Source organism: Wolbachia endosymbiont (group A) of Anoplius nigerrimus, assembly GCF_947251795.1.
Taxonomy (GTDB): Bacteria; Pseudomonadota; Alphaproteobacteria; order Rickettsiales; family Anaplasmataceae; genus Wolbachia.
Map to the genome: position 1 here is coordinate 204,280 of NZ_OX366385.1, position 14,787 is coordinate 219,066.

Below are 14,787 nucleotides of genomic sequence, written 5' to 3' on the forward strand. Positions count from 1 at the left end.
CGACAAATTCGTCATTCCGCTACTTGTTAGCGGAATCTATGCCGAGATACCGCGGCGGTATGACGTTTTCTTGAGTTAGCTATAGACAACCACAATATAAAGGGATGAAACGGATGCAAACAGTAGTGCCTTTCTGCACCAAACGTATTACCTTTAACGAATAGTAAAATGTGAGATTTTTTGGAACTACCGTGGAGCAATTGCTCCACGGCTTCACTCTACTCAGAATCCACCCATGCCACCCATTTCTCCTGCGCCCATAGGAGATGAAGTATTTTCTTTGCTTGGTACATCAACTATCATAGATTCAGTAGTAATCAGCACACTCGCAACAGATATCGCTGTTTCAAAAGCAATACGTACCACTTTTGCTGGATCAATCACACCAGCTGTAAATGCATTAGCGTAATTCATAGCCTCAACGTTGTATATAAGCTCTTTATCATTCTGCTTAATCAAATAGTCAATGATAACAGCAGATTCAAGACCAGCATTTTTAACTAACCTTCTAATTGGAGCACTGAGAACTTTCTTGATAATGTTTATGCCTATTTGCTCTTCGTCACTTGCACCTTTTAATTTGTCGAGAACAGATGAAGCATAAAGAAGCGCAACTCCACCACCTGGAACTATGCCTTCTTCAATTGCAGCTCTTGTTGCATGCAGCGCATCTTCAACTCTATCTCTACGTTCTTTAACTTCCACTTCAGTTGCTCCACCAACTTTTAGCACAGCAACACCACCTGATAATTTCGCTAAACGTTCTCTTAGCTTTTCTTTATCATAATCAGAAGTTGAAGTTTCAATTTGAGATTTGATCTGCTCGATTCTAGCTTTCACACTGTCAGAATCGCTATTTTCGCTGACAACTGTGGTATTATCTTTAGTAATTTTAACATTTTTAGCAGTACCAAGATCATCAAGTGTCAGATCTTCCATCTTGATTCCAAGTTCATCTTTTATGACGTACTTAGCACCAGTCAAAGTTGCTATATCTTCGAGCATCTCCTTTCTTCTGTCACCAAAACCTGGAGCTTTTACTGCAGCAACTTTTAAACCACCACGCAATTTATTGATAACTAAAGTGCTTAATGCTTCACCTTCGATATCCTCTGCAATAATAACTAAAGGTTTACCAGATTTAACAACAGCTTCAAGAATAGGAAGTAAAGGTTGAATAATATTTAATTTTTTCTCTGTAATTAATAGATAAGGATTATCAAGCTCCACGATCATTTTTTCATTATTTGTAATAAAATACGGAGAAAGATAACCGCGATCAAATTGCATGCCAGTAGTCAGCTCAACTTCTAACTCTTTTGAACCTTTACTTTCTTCAACAGTTATTACACCCTCTTTTCCAACTTTTTTCACGGAATCAGCAATACTGTTACCTATATCCTTATCACCATTTGCAGAAATTATTGCAACTTGTGCAACTTCGTCTATTTTCTCTAGAGAAATTGTACGAGACATTGACGTAATTTCCTTTAATATTACATCTTTCGCCTTCTGTATTCCATTTTTAATACCAACACGATCGTTTCCAGCAGCAATTGACTTTGAAGCTTCCATTATCATATTGCTAGTTAGTATTGAGCACGTTGTTGTACCATCACCAACTTTGTCGTTACATTGAGAACAACTTTGGGCAAAGATGCTTGCTATTGCAGCATTTAGTGGTTTTTCAGGCTTGATACCCTTCATTACCTTATAACCGTCTTTTGTGATTTCCGGTGCACCATAGGGCTTATTAATCCCTACTGTTTTTCCCCTAGGTCCCGCAGTTATTGCTACCGTTGAATCCACTATTGCTGCGACTTCACGAAAGGCTTCTTGCAACTGCTCACCTGATACTACTACATTAGTCATTTTTATCACCTCTTGTTAATAAAAAATTTAGAAAACTATAATAAAACCATTTACAATGCGCCATGTTGCGCTTTGTTTAAGTTTAGTAAAATAAAGACTGCTATTTAATGACAGCAAGTATATCGGACTCTTTCATCACGATAAGCTTTTCATCATTATGTTCTATTTCTGTACCAGCCCATTGACGATAGAACACTTTATCACCAGCTTTCACAGTTAAAGCTACGCGTTCGCCATTTGAGTTGCGTGAACCTTCACCAGTTGCTACAATTTCACCTTTAGTAGGTTTCTTTTCAGCACTTGATGGAAGCATAATTCCACCTTGCTTTTCCTCGCTAACAGGCTTGATCAGCACGCTATCATCTAATACATTTAAATTTACATTTGACATTTGCTTTTCCTCTCAACAAATTAACCTATAACTTTATATATATACTCGTAAGTTAGATTTCAAGGGCTGGAGTTTGTAAAATATGCACGCCAAAAGCAGTTTCTAAAAGAGCCTAATGTTATATAATAAAATTTAGATTTATTTATAGAGATTGCGTGAGTTATATACCATTCTTAAGTCGTGGTGTAATAGTGCTGTATGGGCCTGACACTAGAGATTTTCTGCAAGGCATTATAACCAATGATATTAATAAGTTGGATAGCCAAAAAGCCATTTACTCTTTATTGCTTAGCCCTCAGGGAAAATACCTATATGATTTTTTTCTTATTGAATATGGTAGATATATTTTCTTAGAGTGCGAAAATGTGCACTTACAGCAAATAATCGAGAAACTAGATTTACTTAAAACTTATTTGAGAGTGAAAATTAAAGACATTAGTGCACTATATAAGGTTGGAGTTTTGTTTGATACTAAGTTGGCGGAGTGTAGTAGTAAGTCACAAGTTATTTTTCAAGATCCAAGGCACAAGCTGCTAGGAATGAGGATCATACATAAAGATGAAATAAAAGAACCGGTTGGAGATTTTATTCAGTATGAAAAAGTTAGAATTAAAAACCTTGTCCCAGATGGAGCAAAAGATATGGTACAAAATTCATCGTTCCCATTGCAATATTTAATCGATAAGGCAAACGGTATAAGCTTTAATAAGGGGTGTTATGTAGGGCAGGAAGTCGTAAATCGAATGAGCAGACAAGAAATATTCAGAAGAAAACTTTATCTTGTTGAGGGGGATAACGCACTTCCAGATATTGGCACTAAAGTGACAAATGAAAATAATGAGGAAATAGGGGAACTGCGTTCTAGTGTAGACAACATTGGACTTGCATTGCTTAATACTCAAAAAAGTCATGCAAATTTATATGTCGATGGGGTTAAATGCGTTAAGATGTTGAAGTCTTAAGGTAGCGCATATAGAAACGAAAAGCTTATTTTATGGCCTGGCGTCACGCACTGGAATAACATCATTTACATTTATTACTTTTGCAGATACAATTTACATGCTATAATTGAATCTTCATAGTTGGTAAATTGGAGTGCAAAGAAGTAAAATTAAAGTAGAAATAAAAAGATTATCACACGGAGAAGACTTGTCTCTTCCATGTTATGCAACTACGCAGAGTGCTGGTATGGATCTTTATGCTGCATTGAATGGCTCTGCTGTTTTAAATCCACTTGAGAGATTACTTGTTCCAACTGGAATTGTGATTGCAATACCAAACGGTTTTGAGGGGCAAATCCGCCCACGTTCTGGTCTTGCTGCAAAATATGGAATCACTGTCTTAAATTCTCCGGGCACTATAGACTCTGATTATCGAGGTGAGGTTAAAATTTGCCTAATTAATCTAAGTAATCAGTCGTATGAGATAAAAAGAGGAGATAGAATTGCACAAATCCTTATTTCTCCTGTATCTCAGGTAATTTGGGATGACAGAGAAGAGTTCTGCGCAGAAGAAACCGGTCGCAATGCAGGGGGCTTTGGCTCAAGCGGCAGGTAGCTTACGAAAAAGCTTGACTATGACAGTTTTTTTATTTAAGCATATCAATATTTTATTAAACGAGGTTGTTTATGCTAACTTCCAAATACTTCAAGAATCATCGTGGCCAGCTCCACAAAGCAAACACTGTATTTGTTGCATTTACTGCTATATACGTTATAGGTGGATTAGCAATACTTTCAACACCGCTTTGGAGGCCTTCAACTTGCAAGCTAGCAGCTTTTGCAGCTACACCACTTGGAATGGGCGTTTTAGCATTTGTTGCTGCTGCGCTGACTTATTTAGCAATATATGCTATCAGCAAAAATAACGAGATTTCTGAGTTGAAAGCTCCGAAAGTTTTTAGTGAGTGTGGTGAAGCAAAATTGCTAGTCACAAAAGAGGTGTATGAGGAAATGAAAAAGGATAACCAAGTTAAAGATAATGCGGAAGAGGATAAATGGTATATAGACTTCAGCTTAAAAGGCGAGAACTACCGTATTACTGTTGGTGGTCAGTTTGGTAATGACGAGACGGTAGGCAATTCTTTATTATTAATTATAAATTCACTAGAAGTGAAAAACAAAAAAGGTAAGTTCGAGACAGTAGATAAAACAGAATGGAATAAAACATTAGGTTTAGACAAAGAGGGTGCTAAAGAGGTTAACACTTATTTAGGCTCACTTATTGTTGAACAAGTTGCTTCTCAACAACAAGGAAAATAGACAGTATGGCCAAGTGAAATAAAAGAGGTAGGTTAAGCCTGCCTCTTTATTTTTTTAGTGTCAATTACTCAAATGACGTCATTTATTATGGGAATGTATCCGTTCAGCAGAGTGGCAAAGTAGGTAGACAAGATAAACCAAAAAATCAAGAAAAAGTGAGTGTACAACAAATGGTGTCATGCAAGTAGCTGACACTGGTTCACTTTATGATGGTGTCATTCCAATGCTCCCTTTCTTGTCATCCAAGTAGCTGACACTGGGATGGCTTTGTTGCATAGCAACCGAAAAAATCTGGCAGTTACTGACAAAATTCATTATAAAATAGCCATTCAACTGTTGAAGAAAAAATATGCCACAAAAAATGAGAGTCAGTAACCAAAACGAATATAACAAATTTCTAGAAAAAAGAGGAAATATTTTTCGTTATATCAACGAAGCCATAGAAAATTGGTATGAAATTGGGCCAAAAATGCAGGGTGGCAACAATATTTACAGCAATAAAGTGGTGATTTTGATACATATAATAACCCATCTATTCAGAATAGGTTTGAGGCAAACAGTTGGATTTATAGCAGGATACCTTGAGCAAATTGGGAAAAATTTGCAAGTTATCAGCTATTCTCAGGCTTCAAGAAGGTTTAAGAAACTTAATATTAAGATAAATGATTGCAGAATTGATAAAGATAATATGGAAGATATCGAAATTGCTATAGATAGCACAAGCATCAGCATTTATAACAACACTCCTGGCCACAGCAAGGAAAATAGCGAAAATAGAAAGTATCGCAGCTATGAACAAGTAAAGAAACTACACGTAATGTTGAATATAAACAGCAAAAAAGCCATAGCTGCAAAATACAGCAGCGGAGTTTATTCAGATCACTATGGAGCTTGCGATTTGTTAGAAGAAGTTCATGCTGTAAAGGTATTATATGCGGATAGAGCATATGACAGGCATAAGCTTTACGAATTATGTAACAAGTTTGGTATAAAGACAAAAGTTCTTCCGAAAAACAACGCAACAGAGCACCAAAAATTGGATTACATGGATGATAGAAATGCTGCTGTTAGACTAATAAAGTCATATGATTGCATAAAAAAGTGGAAAGAAGAAGTAAATTATGGAAAGAGAGCTCACATTGAAGGGTTTTTCTCAAGATTAAAGCAAATATTTGGATTCAGCTTTAGGAATAAGTCCGAAGTAAATCGTGGAAAAGAACTACTCATTAAGTGCTATTTGCTTAATCAATTTACTGACATTGGTATGGCTAAATTCGAAATGGCTACATGAATTTATCGTAAATTACTACCGCATAAGGTGCGATGCAACAAAGCCCACTGGGATCCAGAAAAATTGATTGTGCACTATACAACATTTTCGATCAAAAGCTGGATCCCAGTGTCAAGCACTGGGATCTGGTAGACAATGTTCATACAGCTATGTGTCAGCTATGACACCCTGTGTTTGCTGGCTATAATTGCTAAGGATTTTTATTTAATTTAACTGCATCTTTTGCCTTATCCAATAACCCATTAATAAAGCCAATTTCGCTTGGTTTATCAAGTAAATCAGATGCAATGTTAGTATACTCATTGATAACAACTGGAACTGGCGTATCGCAATTAATCAACTCACATATTGCAACACGCAAGATAGATAAGCTTATAAGATTTAACCGTGAAAGGGACCAGCTTGGGTGTAAGTAAGACTCTATTATTTTATCATATTCTTCACTGCTTTTTATAACCTTATATAACAAGTTTTCTAAGAATTGATGTTCAAATTCTTCACATTCAAATATATCTCTCAACTTACTTATGTAGTCCTTAAGCTCACAATTTTCCAATTTAAAAGTGCTTTTATTGTAACCTACAAAAATATTTGAATAAGCAACTTGTACGGCAAGAAATCTTGCCGTACTTCTTTTTATGCGCCACTTTTTATCTACTGGTTTTTCCTCCATTATTTTAATTTATTGTGTAAATCTATCATACGCAAAACAGTTGAGGCTGCATGGCCACCAACGTTCTTTTTATTTTTGTCAGCTCTAACTAGTGCTTTATCTTTGCTGTCAGCGGTAATTACGCCCATACCAAGGGGCATTGCATAATGTATAATAACTTCATTTAAGCCTTCGATTACTCCTTTACAAACATATTGATAGTGATCGGTTTCACCGCGAATCACGCACCCAAGAGCTAAATAACCGTCATAATTAGCATTCTTGCTTTTGACTGCAAAGAGAATTGTAGCTGGTATCTCAAATGCACCAGGAACTTCAATTATCTCATAATCGACATTATTTCCTTTGAGTTTATCAATTGCACCCTCAAGCAAAAGGTTCGCTATTTCAGTATAATAAATTGAATTAACTATTAGTATTTTCGACATTCATCCCCACTTTTCTTGTTAAAAACAACTTTATTAATGATTGTTGAATTAGAGTTATAATATTACTAAATATCCAATATATTATCAGGCCGGCAGGAAAAGAAGAAAAAATAAAGACAGAAATGTAAGGTAAAAACTTCATAACATTTACTTGAATATCATCTTTACTGGTTTGATCTTTCTCACTTAGCTTCTGCTGAATTATCATGGTGGCACCGAAAATTATAGGTAAAATGCCTATAGAAATAGGAAAGTTATAATTAAACAACCCAAATAATGTAAAGATGTTCGTTGGGTCAGGAGCTGAAAGATCCTTAATCCATAAAAAAAAAGGGGCGTGTCTCATCTCTATAGTAACAAATAATACTTTATATAGAGCAAAAAATACCGGTATTTGTATTAGCATGGGAAAAATGCTCGACATTGGGTTTACATTGTTTCTCTTGAACAACGCAATTGTCTCTTTGTGCTGCTTTAAGCTGTCATTTTTATACAACTCTTTTATACGAGTTAATTCAGGCTGCAGGCTTTTCACCTTGAACATCGAAATATATGATCTATTAGATAAGGGAAGCATCAAAAGTTTGATTACTAAAGTCAGCAATAATATTGCTAAGCCAAAATTTTTTAAAACGAAGTTAAAATATTCAAGCAGTAAAAACACTGGCTTGGTTATAAAATAAAGAACACCAAAATCTACAGCTTTATCAAATAAAGGTATATTGAGAGTATCCTTATAAGAATCCAGTAAATTCAACTTTTTTGCTCCAGCAAAAAAATAATTCACATTAGAAACACTTGCGCCAGGAAGTATGCTCTTGTAAGGTTTGACAAAATCTACTTGGAATTTATCAGTATTATTAACGTTCGTGTGTTTAATGCTTACATTTATTTTATCAGATTTCTCAGGTATGATGGCTGTAAGCCAGTATTTATCAGCAAAACCAAACCAATTTTTTTCACTTGAGCTTGCTTTTATTAAATGTTTCTTAGAGATATCCTTATATGTCCACTCCTCCAGTTTATTATCAAATGCACCCAGTACTCCTTCATGGGATATCCAATAAGATTCATTAATATTATCACGTTTACGGTTAATTCTACCATAAGGAACCAAAACTACATTATCCTTTGTATTGTTTTCAATAATTTGCTCAACCTTAAACATGTAGTTATCGTCGAGGCTAATTTTCGTTTTAAACACAATGCCATTTTCATTATCCCAAAATAAATTGACCTCTTGTTGATTGAATTTATCTGCTTGCCAAACTGCCTTAGAATCTGGAACTTTAATCTTGTTATTCGGATCGAGCCACCCAAATTCTGCGAAATATACATCTTTTGATTCTGCAGGTGACAGTAACACCACCTGTGGAGAAGAAGAATTCGGTTCTAAGTGGTAATTAGTTAAAATTAAGTCATCAAACCTTGCACCTTTCAGAGAAATTGATCCTTTAATCATGTTATTGGTTAAACTAACCCTCTGTTCTCGAGTAGAATTAATAATTTCAGAACGATTTTTGTGTATTATAGGAGCAAGGTCGTTAAAAGATTCGATATGTTCAATATTTTCAATCAATGGCTGGTTTTGGTTTGCACTAAAAAAATTATCATAAATAATGCGCCAAGATACCATGATCAACATGGAAAGGATAGCTGCCAAAATTAAACTTTTTGCTTCTGACATGAAATTAAATCAAACATATCTTCTTAAAGTGTATACTAAATATTGTACTAAAACAATGAAATTTACTTATTTTTAATAATAACTTTTAACGCTAATCTTTAAAATTTATTTTAATAGCTTCAAATTTTAACAATATGAACGCGGTGAAAAATCTAGTTATTTGGTTGCTAATAATAGCCACTACTGCAATGCTTATTGATTCACAAAGGGACAAACTAAGCGACAGATTTCTCAGTACTTTTTTACCATATAAAGGAAGAATTCAAAATAGTGGAAGTATCGAATTTACGAAATCATACGATGGACACTTTTATATTCAGGCTCAGGTCAATGATCGCAATATAACGTTTTTGCTTGATACCGGAGCAACCGATATTGTTCTATCACAAAAAGACGCATTACATGTTGGTATTAACTTACAAAACGTTCAGGATTTTAAAATATATGAAACTGCGAAAGGTCAAATAAAAGCCGGTGTTGTTCACATCCCTCAGGTTAAAATAGGGAATTTTTTAGTTAATGATGTACAGGCGAGCGTTAATACTCATTCTATGTCTCATTCACTACTTGGAATGAGCTTTTTAAGATATTTTCATTTCACTATCAGAGATAATAAGTTGATATTATACCGCGACTAAATATTCCTATGATCTAAAGCTCTGTAGGTCAATATAGGAGCAGAAATAAATATTGCAGAACAAGTGCCAATCAAAATACCAAAAAAAATGATCAAGCTGAAGTCTTTCACTGCATCTGTGCAGATTAATGCCAAAGGAAGAGCAGCAAGAAGGGTTGTACCCGAGGTTAATATAGTGCGAAATAATGTAGAGTTGATACTTGCATCTACTATCTCACTCATCCGCCCACTTTTACCACTCTTGCAATACTCTCGAATCCGATCGTATATAATTACTGAGTTATTGATTGAATAACCAATGACAGTGAGGAGAGCTGCAACTGATGAAATATTAAACTCAATGCCAGTTAGGCTAATAAAACCAACAGTTAAAACCACGTCATGAATCAGTGCTGTTATTCCACTGAATCCACATTGCCAATTAAATCTAAACCAAACGTAAAAAAATATTCCAACAATTGCGATCAACATGGATAACATTCCTTCAAATATTTGTGTTGAGCTTATTTGTGGGCCAACATAGTCTATTTTACGATAGCTTATTGAGCTCCCCAGCTTTTCTTCTAGTATGCTTTTTATCTTTTTGATTTTATCTTCATCTCCTTCATCTTTAAAACGCATGACTAAATTATCACCCGCTTTTGAACTCTGCACTGTAAAACCATTTTCTTTTAATGCATCGAGAATAGAGTGATTCTCATCTGAAGATTTTATCTCTATCAAAATTCCGCCTGCAAAGTCTATGCCTAAGTTCACTCCACGTAACACAACAATGAGCATTGAAAAGATGATAAGAATAATGCTAATTAATGCAGTCAAATCCCTATATTTACTAAACTTGATATTGAGGTTATCTGGAATGAGTCTAAGTGCCATGCTATTTACTTAAACTTGAATTTTATATACTTTTCAAAAAATTCACTAGTTTATTTTGTGGTTGGACTTCTCTGTCATCCAAGTAGCTGACACTGGTTCGTTCTATAATGGTGTCATCCCAGTGCTCGACACTGGGATGACAGCAGTCCTACGTCATACCGCGATTCATTCGCGGTATCTCAGCCGCTAACAAGAGATCCCGCTAACAAGTAGCGGGATGACGAGATGCCACCGCAGACCGTCATACCACCACGAACCGTCATACCGCGATTCATTCGCGGTATCTCAGCCGCTAACAAGTAGCGGGATGACGGTTGTTGTTTAGCTACAAACGTTAAGAAACTTACCAAACGAAAAAAAGGCAAAAGAAACCCCATGGTGGTTGGCTATTTACTATGTACTAAAATATCGGCGTTTTTTTATTCTAAAACGCTTGATTAAGAGCGATTTAGCTACTTTTAACTTGCAACTAACCTACACCGCAAGTGTTTAAGAAATTTACTAAGCAGGAAAAAAGGCAAAGAAACCCTAGGGTAGCTAGTATTCAAATTCTCCCTTGTCAATTTGACGTTTTTTGCTGTCTTAAACGCTTTGTAAGCGCGTTTCGGCTTATATAGGTAAAAACCTAAAAATTTTTAAAGACATGCGATGCACGTAGTGCGAAAAATTAAACATGAGACGCCAAATACCCTAAGTTTTTTGTCATTAACCTGCACAGATTGCGAAGATAAATAAATAGCTTCAGTTTCATGATAAGGGGGCTGGCGGAGTTTGTCAAGTAAGTTTTTCGCTTCTGCGGGCTACTTGAATAACGGCTACAATGTTTGTACAATTGTGCGTCACGCGCTGGAATCTGCTACCCTGCAAAAAGAAACCTCTACTCCTTATTCTTTGCCCTTCCTGCACGCTTACGTTCATTTGGATCAAGGAATTTCTTGCGTAAACGTATAGATTTTGGAGTTACTTCCACCAATTCATCATCATCTATATACGCTATCATATCCTCCAGTGTCATTATCTTTGGAGGAGTGAGTTTTATGGCTTCATCACTACCTGAAGCTCTTACATTGGTTAATTGCTTACCTTTTAGCACGTTTATCTCCAAATCATTGTCACGGCTATGCTGCCCGACAACCATGCCACAATATACCTTATCCTGTGGCTTAATAAACATAATTCCCCTGTCTTGCAAATTGAAAATTGCATATGCCACAGCCTCACCCTTATCTGTAGAAATTAAAACTCCATTGCGCCTTCCAGAAATTGAACCTTTATGTGGAGCATAACTATGAAATAAACGGTTAATTATGCCTGTGCCCCGAGAATCAGTTAAAAACTCTCCTTGATAACCAATTAATCCTCTTGATGGCACTAAAAACGTTAATCTTGTCCTGCCATTACCAGAAGGTCTCATGTCAGTCACTTCACCTTTTCGGAAGCTGAGTTTTTCCATGATGATTCCACTATATTCATCATCTACATCAATTACTACTTCCTCTATAGGTTCAAGTTTTTTGCCATCTTCTTCCTTAAATAGCACTCGAGGGCGTGATACCGAAAGCTCAAAACCCTCCCTTCTCATATTTTCAATTAACACTCCAAGCTGCAACTCACCGCGTCCACCTACTTCAAACGCTTCACCGCTTGGTGCCAAAGTCACAGTAATTGCAACATTTGTTTCTGCTTCCGCATATAAACGATCCTTTATAACGGTTGAGGTAAGCTTTGTTCCCTCTTGTCCGGCAAAAGGTGAATCATTAACACTCAGAGTAATCGCCATTGTCGGCGGATCAACTGGAGTTGAGCTCACTGCAGTTGTAACCTCTGGTACTGCTATAGTGTCAGAAACTGAAGCTTTCTCAAGTCCTGCAATTGCAATTATGTCTCCCGCCACAGCTTGTTCTACTGGAATACGTTTCAAGCCAGAAAATGAAAGCAACTTAGTTAATCTTCCTCGTTCAATTACTTTACCATCGAGGTCAAGCACCTTAAGATCTGAATTGACTTTTGCAACGCCCTGATAAACCTTTCCTGTCAATATTCTGCCAAGAAACTTATCAGACTCAAGTAGAGTGACCAACATAGCAAAAGGTGCATTTTGATCATAAACAGAAGGTTTTATATAATCTATAACCGTTGAAAATAATGGGCTTAAATTTTTTCTTTCATCAGAAAGCTCCTTAGCACACCAGCCATTTCTACCTGAAGCATACAACACTGGAAAATCTAGCTGCTCGTTGGTTGCATCAAGGTTAAAAAATAATTCATATATTTCATTTAATACTTCATCAATTCTGCTGTCTGGCCGGTCGACCTTATTGATTATCACAATTGGCTTCAAATTTGCTTTTAGTGCTTTTGAGAGCACAAATTTTGTTTGTGGCATGGGACCTTCTGCAGCATCAACCAGCAGCAACACACCATCTGCCATGCACAATACCCTTTCTACTTCTCCACCAAAGTCCGCGTGCCCTGGCGTATCAATAATATTGATCTTTTCATCGCCCCACATTATTGATGTGCATTTTGCAAGTATTGTAATTCCGCGTTCACGCTCTTGATCACCACTATCCATCACTCGTTCTTGAACTTCTTGATTCTCGCGGAACGTGCCACTTTGTTTTAACATGTTATCAAGTAAAGTAGTTTTACCGTGGTCAACGTGTGCGATTATTGCTATATTACGGATCGATTTAAATTCGTTCATTTTCTATCATTTCAAAATTAATTTAGTAATAAGTATACATAAAATACACTTAGAGTAAATAACTAAAGCTGTGCTGTGCTTCCAAGATATTATAGGATTACTTTGTTAAATATTCTCTACTCCCAGGTTTTGTTATGGGTAGTTGTTTTAATTCACTTGGAAGTTCTTCCTCGCTGTAGTTTTTGATGTTCAGTTCAATCAAAGATATGACAGGAAAAGGCAGTTTTGTTTCACTATTTCTCTTTATCAAAGAAGCTTCAGCAACAACTTTACCTCCTTCCCCTTCTGCACATTCCACTGCTTCAAGTGAAGATTTGCCTGTGGTTATCACATCCTCGATAAGTAATATTTTCTCACCATTTTTGATCTTAAATCCACGGCGTAATTCAAACTTGCCATTAACGCGCTCGCAAAACATTGTCTTTATTCCAAGCTGCCTGCCAATCTCATAACCCACAATTATTCCACCAATTGCAGGAGATAATATTAAATCTATAGAGCTATTTAATTCTTTTTTTATTTTATCTGCTAATAATGCGCAAACTTTCATGGCTCTGCTTGGATTTTCAAAAATCTTCGCACACTGTATGTATGTGTCACTATGCAGCCCTGACGACAGCTTGAAGTGGCCATGCAAAATTGTTTCTGCTTCTTTAAATTCTTTTATTATTAGGTTATTTTCGTCTAATATCATTTTTTAAGTTTCACTATTACATTCTTTATTAATTATCTGAGTGATACAAATATCAGACCATAGGTTTATTGCAGTTTCAAACATATCGATGATTGTATAAATAGGCAAGATCAGTCCCATAATATGCAGAGGAACATTCATCGACATGAGATAACTGGTTGCCATAAAATAGCACCCCATAGGCACTCCAGCGTTACCAATTGCAGCCCCTGTAGCTAAAAAAATCCATATCAACATTTCGCTTAAGGAAAATACGTATCCGTTCATTTCTGCAACAAACATCACAGTGATTAGTATAAATGCAGCACATGCATTCATATTAATTGTTGTGCATATTGGTAAAATAAAAGACGATAATTTCTTTGGCACCTTTAGCTTGTTCTGCACACAGTCTATGGTTGTAGGCAGCGTTGCACTGGATGATTTAGAAAAAAATGCAAGTGTGAGTGCCGGCATAACCCCTTTCAGCGTTTGAATTGGTGATATGCCTTTATACCACATAAGTAGCGGTAAAATCAGAAATGCCTGCACAAAATTTGCAGACATTATGCAAACAAAGTACCATAAAAGATTGTAGAAATCACTACCGCCTTTTAATTCATGCAAAAAACATGTAATAAAAGACCAAACAGCAAGCGGAATAAATTTTAATAACCCTTGAGCAATTTTAAGTAGCGTATCAAAAAGTGCAGAGAATACTTGATGTAATATATCCTGCTTTTCTTTTGAAAGTGAAACAATAGCTCCACCCATCAAAAAAGCGATTAATATGCTACCAATCATATTATTTTCAAGAAAAACTTGCACAAAATTCGAAGGAATGAGTGATTTTAAATATGAAAAATAACTGTGGTTATTGCTGTTAATACTCCCTATTGTATTACTTATGAAATTTTTTCTTGCTGGATCTATTAACAAATAAAACGATAATGCAACAAACGCAGCTATAATAGTTGTAAGCAGCGTATAAAATAGTGCTTTCTTAACTAAGACTTTGATTTCAATTGAGTCTTTGAGCCCGGAAATTGTGGAAACTATGGATAAAAAAACCAGAGGTAAGCTTATTAATTTGAGCAAGCTGATAAAGATATCACTAAATAGCTTTGCTATTTCAAATATGATTTCATTGTTTAGATAGTAAGCAACTATTGCAAACAGTATAGAAAAGAGTACTGCAAACTTGCGCATTGAAAATAAAACTTCAAAGTAACATTATACAACAATTTTGCTGTTTTGGAATCAGATTGATAGACAAAATAACTTTACAGAT

General features: G+C 35.7%; 14 protein-coding genes. 5 read left to right on the plus strand and 9 right to left on the minus strand.

All coding sequences use genetic code 11. The features are described 5' to 3' along the window. Positions 1-222: 222 nt before the first annotated feature. Both groL and OPR26_RS01165 read right to left on the minus strand, forming a co-directional pair. A complete protein-coding gene (gene groL, locus OPR26_RS01160; protein ID WP_265015993.1) occupies positions 223-1,872 on the minus strand; it encodes a chaperonin GroEL in 1,650 nt (549 codons plus the stop codon). A gap of 100 nt (positions 1,873-1,972) precedes the next feature. Further along, positions 1,973-2,263 (minus strand): co-chaperone GroES, encoded by a 291-nt coding sequence (locus OPR26_RS01165; RefSeq protein WP_250294880.1) that lies wholly within the window; start codon positions 2,261-2,263, stop codon positions 1,973-1,975. Positions 2,264-2,418: 155 nt separating this feature from the next. On the opposite strand from OPR26_RS01165, the gene ygfZ reads away from it, so the two are divergent. From ygfZ to OPR26_RS01185, 4 genes are all read left to right on the plus strand, one after another. After that, positions 2,419-3,225 (plus strand): CAF17-like 4Fe-4S cluster assembly/insertion protein YgfZ, encoded by an 807-nt coding sequence (gene ygfZ / locus OPR26_RS01170; protein WP_265015994.1) that lies wholly within the window; start codon positions 2,419-2,421, stop codon positions 3,223-3,225. 133 nt (positions 3,226-3,358) lie between these two features. Continuing rightward, on the plus strand, positions 3,359-3,820 hold the full coding sequence (gene dut / locus OPR26_RS01175) for a dUTP diphosphatase (protein WP_265015995.1): 462 nt from the start codon (positions 3,359-3,361) through the stop codon (positions 3,818-3,820). A gap of 71 nt (positions 3,821-3,891) precedes the next feature. Further along, a complete protein-coding gene (locus OPR26_RS01180; protein WP_265015996.1) occupies positions 3,892-4,524 on the plus strand; it encodes a hypothetical protein in 633 nt (210 codons plus the stop codon). A gap of 349 nt (positions 4,525-4,873) precedes the next feature. Continuing rightward, positions 4,874-5,815: an IS5 family transposase gene (locus OPR26_RS01185; RefSeq protein WP_265015625.1), complete on the plus strand. Its 942-nt coding sequence runs from the start codon at positions 4,874-4,876 to the stop codon at positions 5,813-5,815. A 190-nt stretch (positions 5,816-6,005) separates the two neighbouring features. Here OPR26_RS01185 and nusB read toward each other — a convergent pair whose 3' ends face one another. The 3 genes from nusB to yidC are packed head-to-tail and all read right to left on the minus strand — an operon-like array spanning position 6,006 to position 8,603. Then, positions 6,006-6,488 (minus strand): transcription antitermination factor NusB, encoded by a 483-nt coding sequence (gene nusB, locus OPR26_RS01190; RefSeq protein WP_265015997.1) that lies wholly within the window; start codon positions 6,486-6,488, stop codon positions 6,006-6,008. Next, positions 6,488-6,916: a 6,7-dimethyl-8-ribityllumazine synthase gene (locus OPR26_RS01195; RefSeq protein WP_253302571.1), complete on the minus strand. Its 429-nt coding sequence runs from the start codon at positions 6,914-6,916 to the stop codon at positions 6,488-6,490. Before OPR26_RS01195 ends, nusB begins: the two co-directional genes overlap by 1 nt. Beyond that, on the minus strand, positions 6,894-8,603 hold the full coding sequence (gene yidC / locus OPR26_RS01200; protein ID WP_265015998.1) for a membrane protein insertase YidC: 1,710 nt from the start codon (positions 8,601-8,603) through the stop codon (positions 6,894-6,896). The genes OPR26_RS01195 and yidC overlap by 23 nt, the downstream gene beginning before the upstream one ends. Before the next feature lie 134 nt (positions 8,604-8,737). Here yidC and OPR26_RS01205 point away from each other — a divergent pair, with 134 nt between their 5' ends. Continuing rightward, positions 8,738-9,241 (plus strand): TIGR02281 family clan AA aspartic protease, encoded by a 504-nt coding sequence (locus OPR26_RS01205; RefSeq protein WP_265015999.1) that lies wholly within the window; start codon positions 8,738-8,740, stop codon positions 9,239-9,241. On the opposite strand, the gene secF is transcribed toward OPR26_RS01205, so the two are convergent. The 4 genes from secF to OPR26_RS01225 all read right to left on the minus strand — a co-directional run bounded on the left by secF (position 9,238) and on the right by OPR26_RS01225 (position 14,705). Next, the gene (secF, locus tag OPR26_RS01210; RefSeq protein WP_253302573.1) at positions 9,238-10,116 is read right to left on the minus strand and encodes a protein translocase subunit SecF; all 879 of its coding nucleotides are present in this window, start codon (positions 10,114-10,116) and stop codon (positions 9,238-9,240) included. The two genes, OPR26_RS01205 and secF, sit on opposite strands and share 4 nt — an antisense overlap. A gap of 877 nt (positions 10,117-10,993) precedes the next feature. Continuing rightward, a complete protein-coding gene (gene typA, locus OPR26_RS01215; RefSeq protein ID WP_265016000.1) occupies positions 10,994-12,823 on the minus strand; it encodes a translational GTPase TypA in 1,830 nt (609 codons plus the stop codon). Positions 12,824-12,920: 97 nt separating this feature from the next. Further along, positions 12,921-13,517, minus strand: coding sequence for an orotate phosphoribosyltransferase (gene pyrE / locus OPR26_RS01220; protein ID WP_265016001.1), 597 nt, complete (start codon positions 13,515-13,517; stop codon positions 12,921-12,923). Positions 13,518-13,520: 3 nt separating this feature from the next. Continuing rightward, positions 13,521-14,705: a dicarboxylate/amino acid:cation symporter gene (locus tag OPR26_RS01225; protein WP_265016002.1), complete on the minus strand. Its 1,185-nt coding sequence runs from the start codon at positions 14,703-14,705 to the stop codon at positions 13,521-13,523. Positions 14,706-14,787 lie beyond the last annotated feature (82 nt).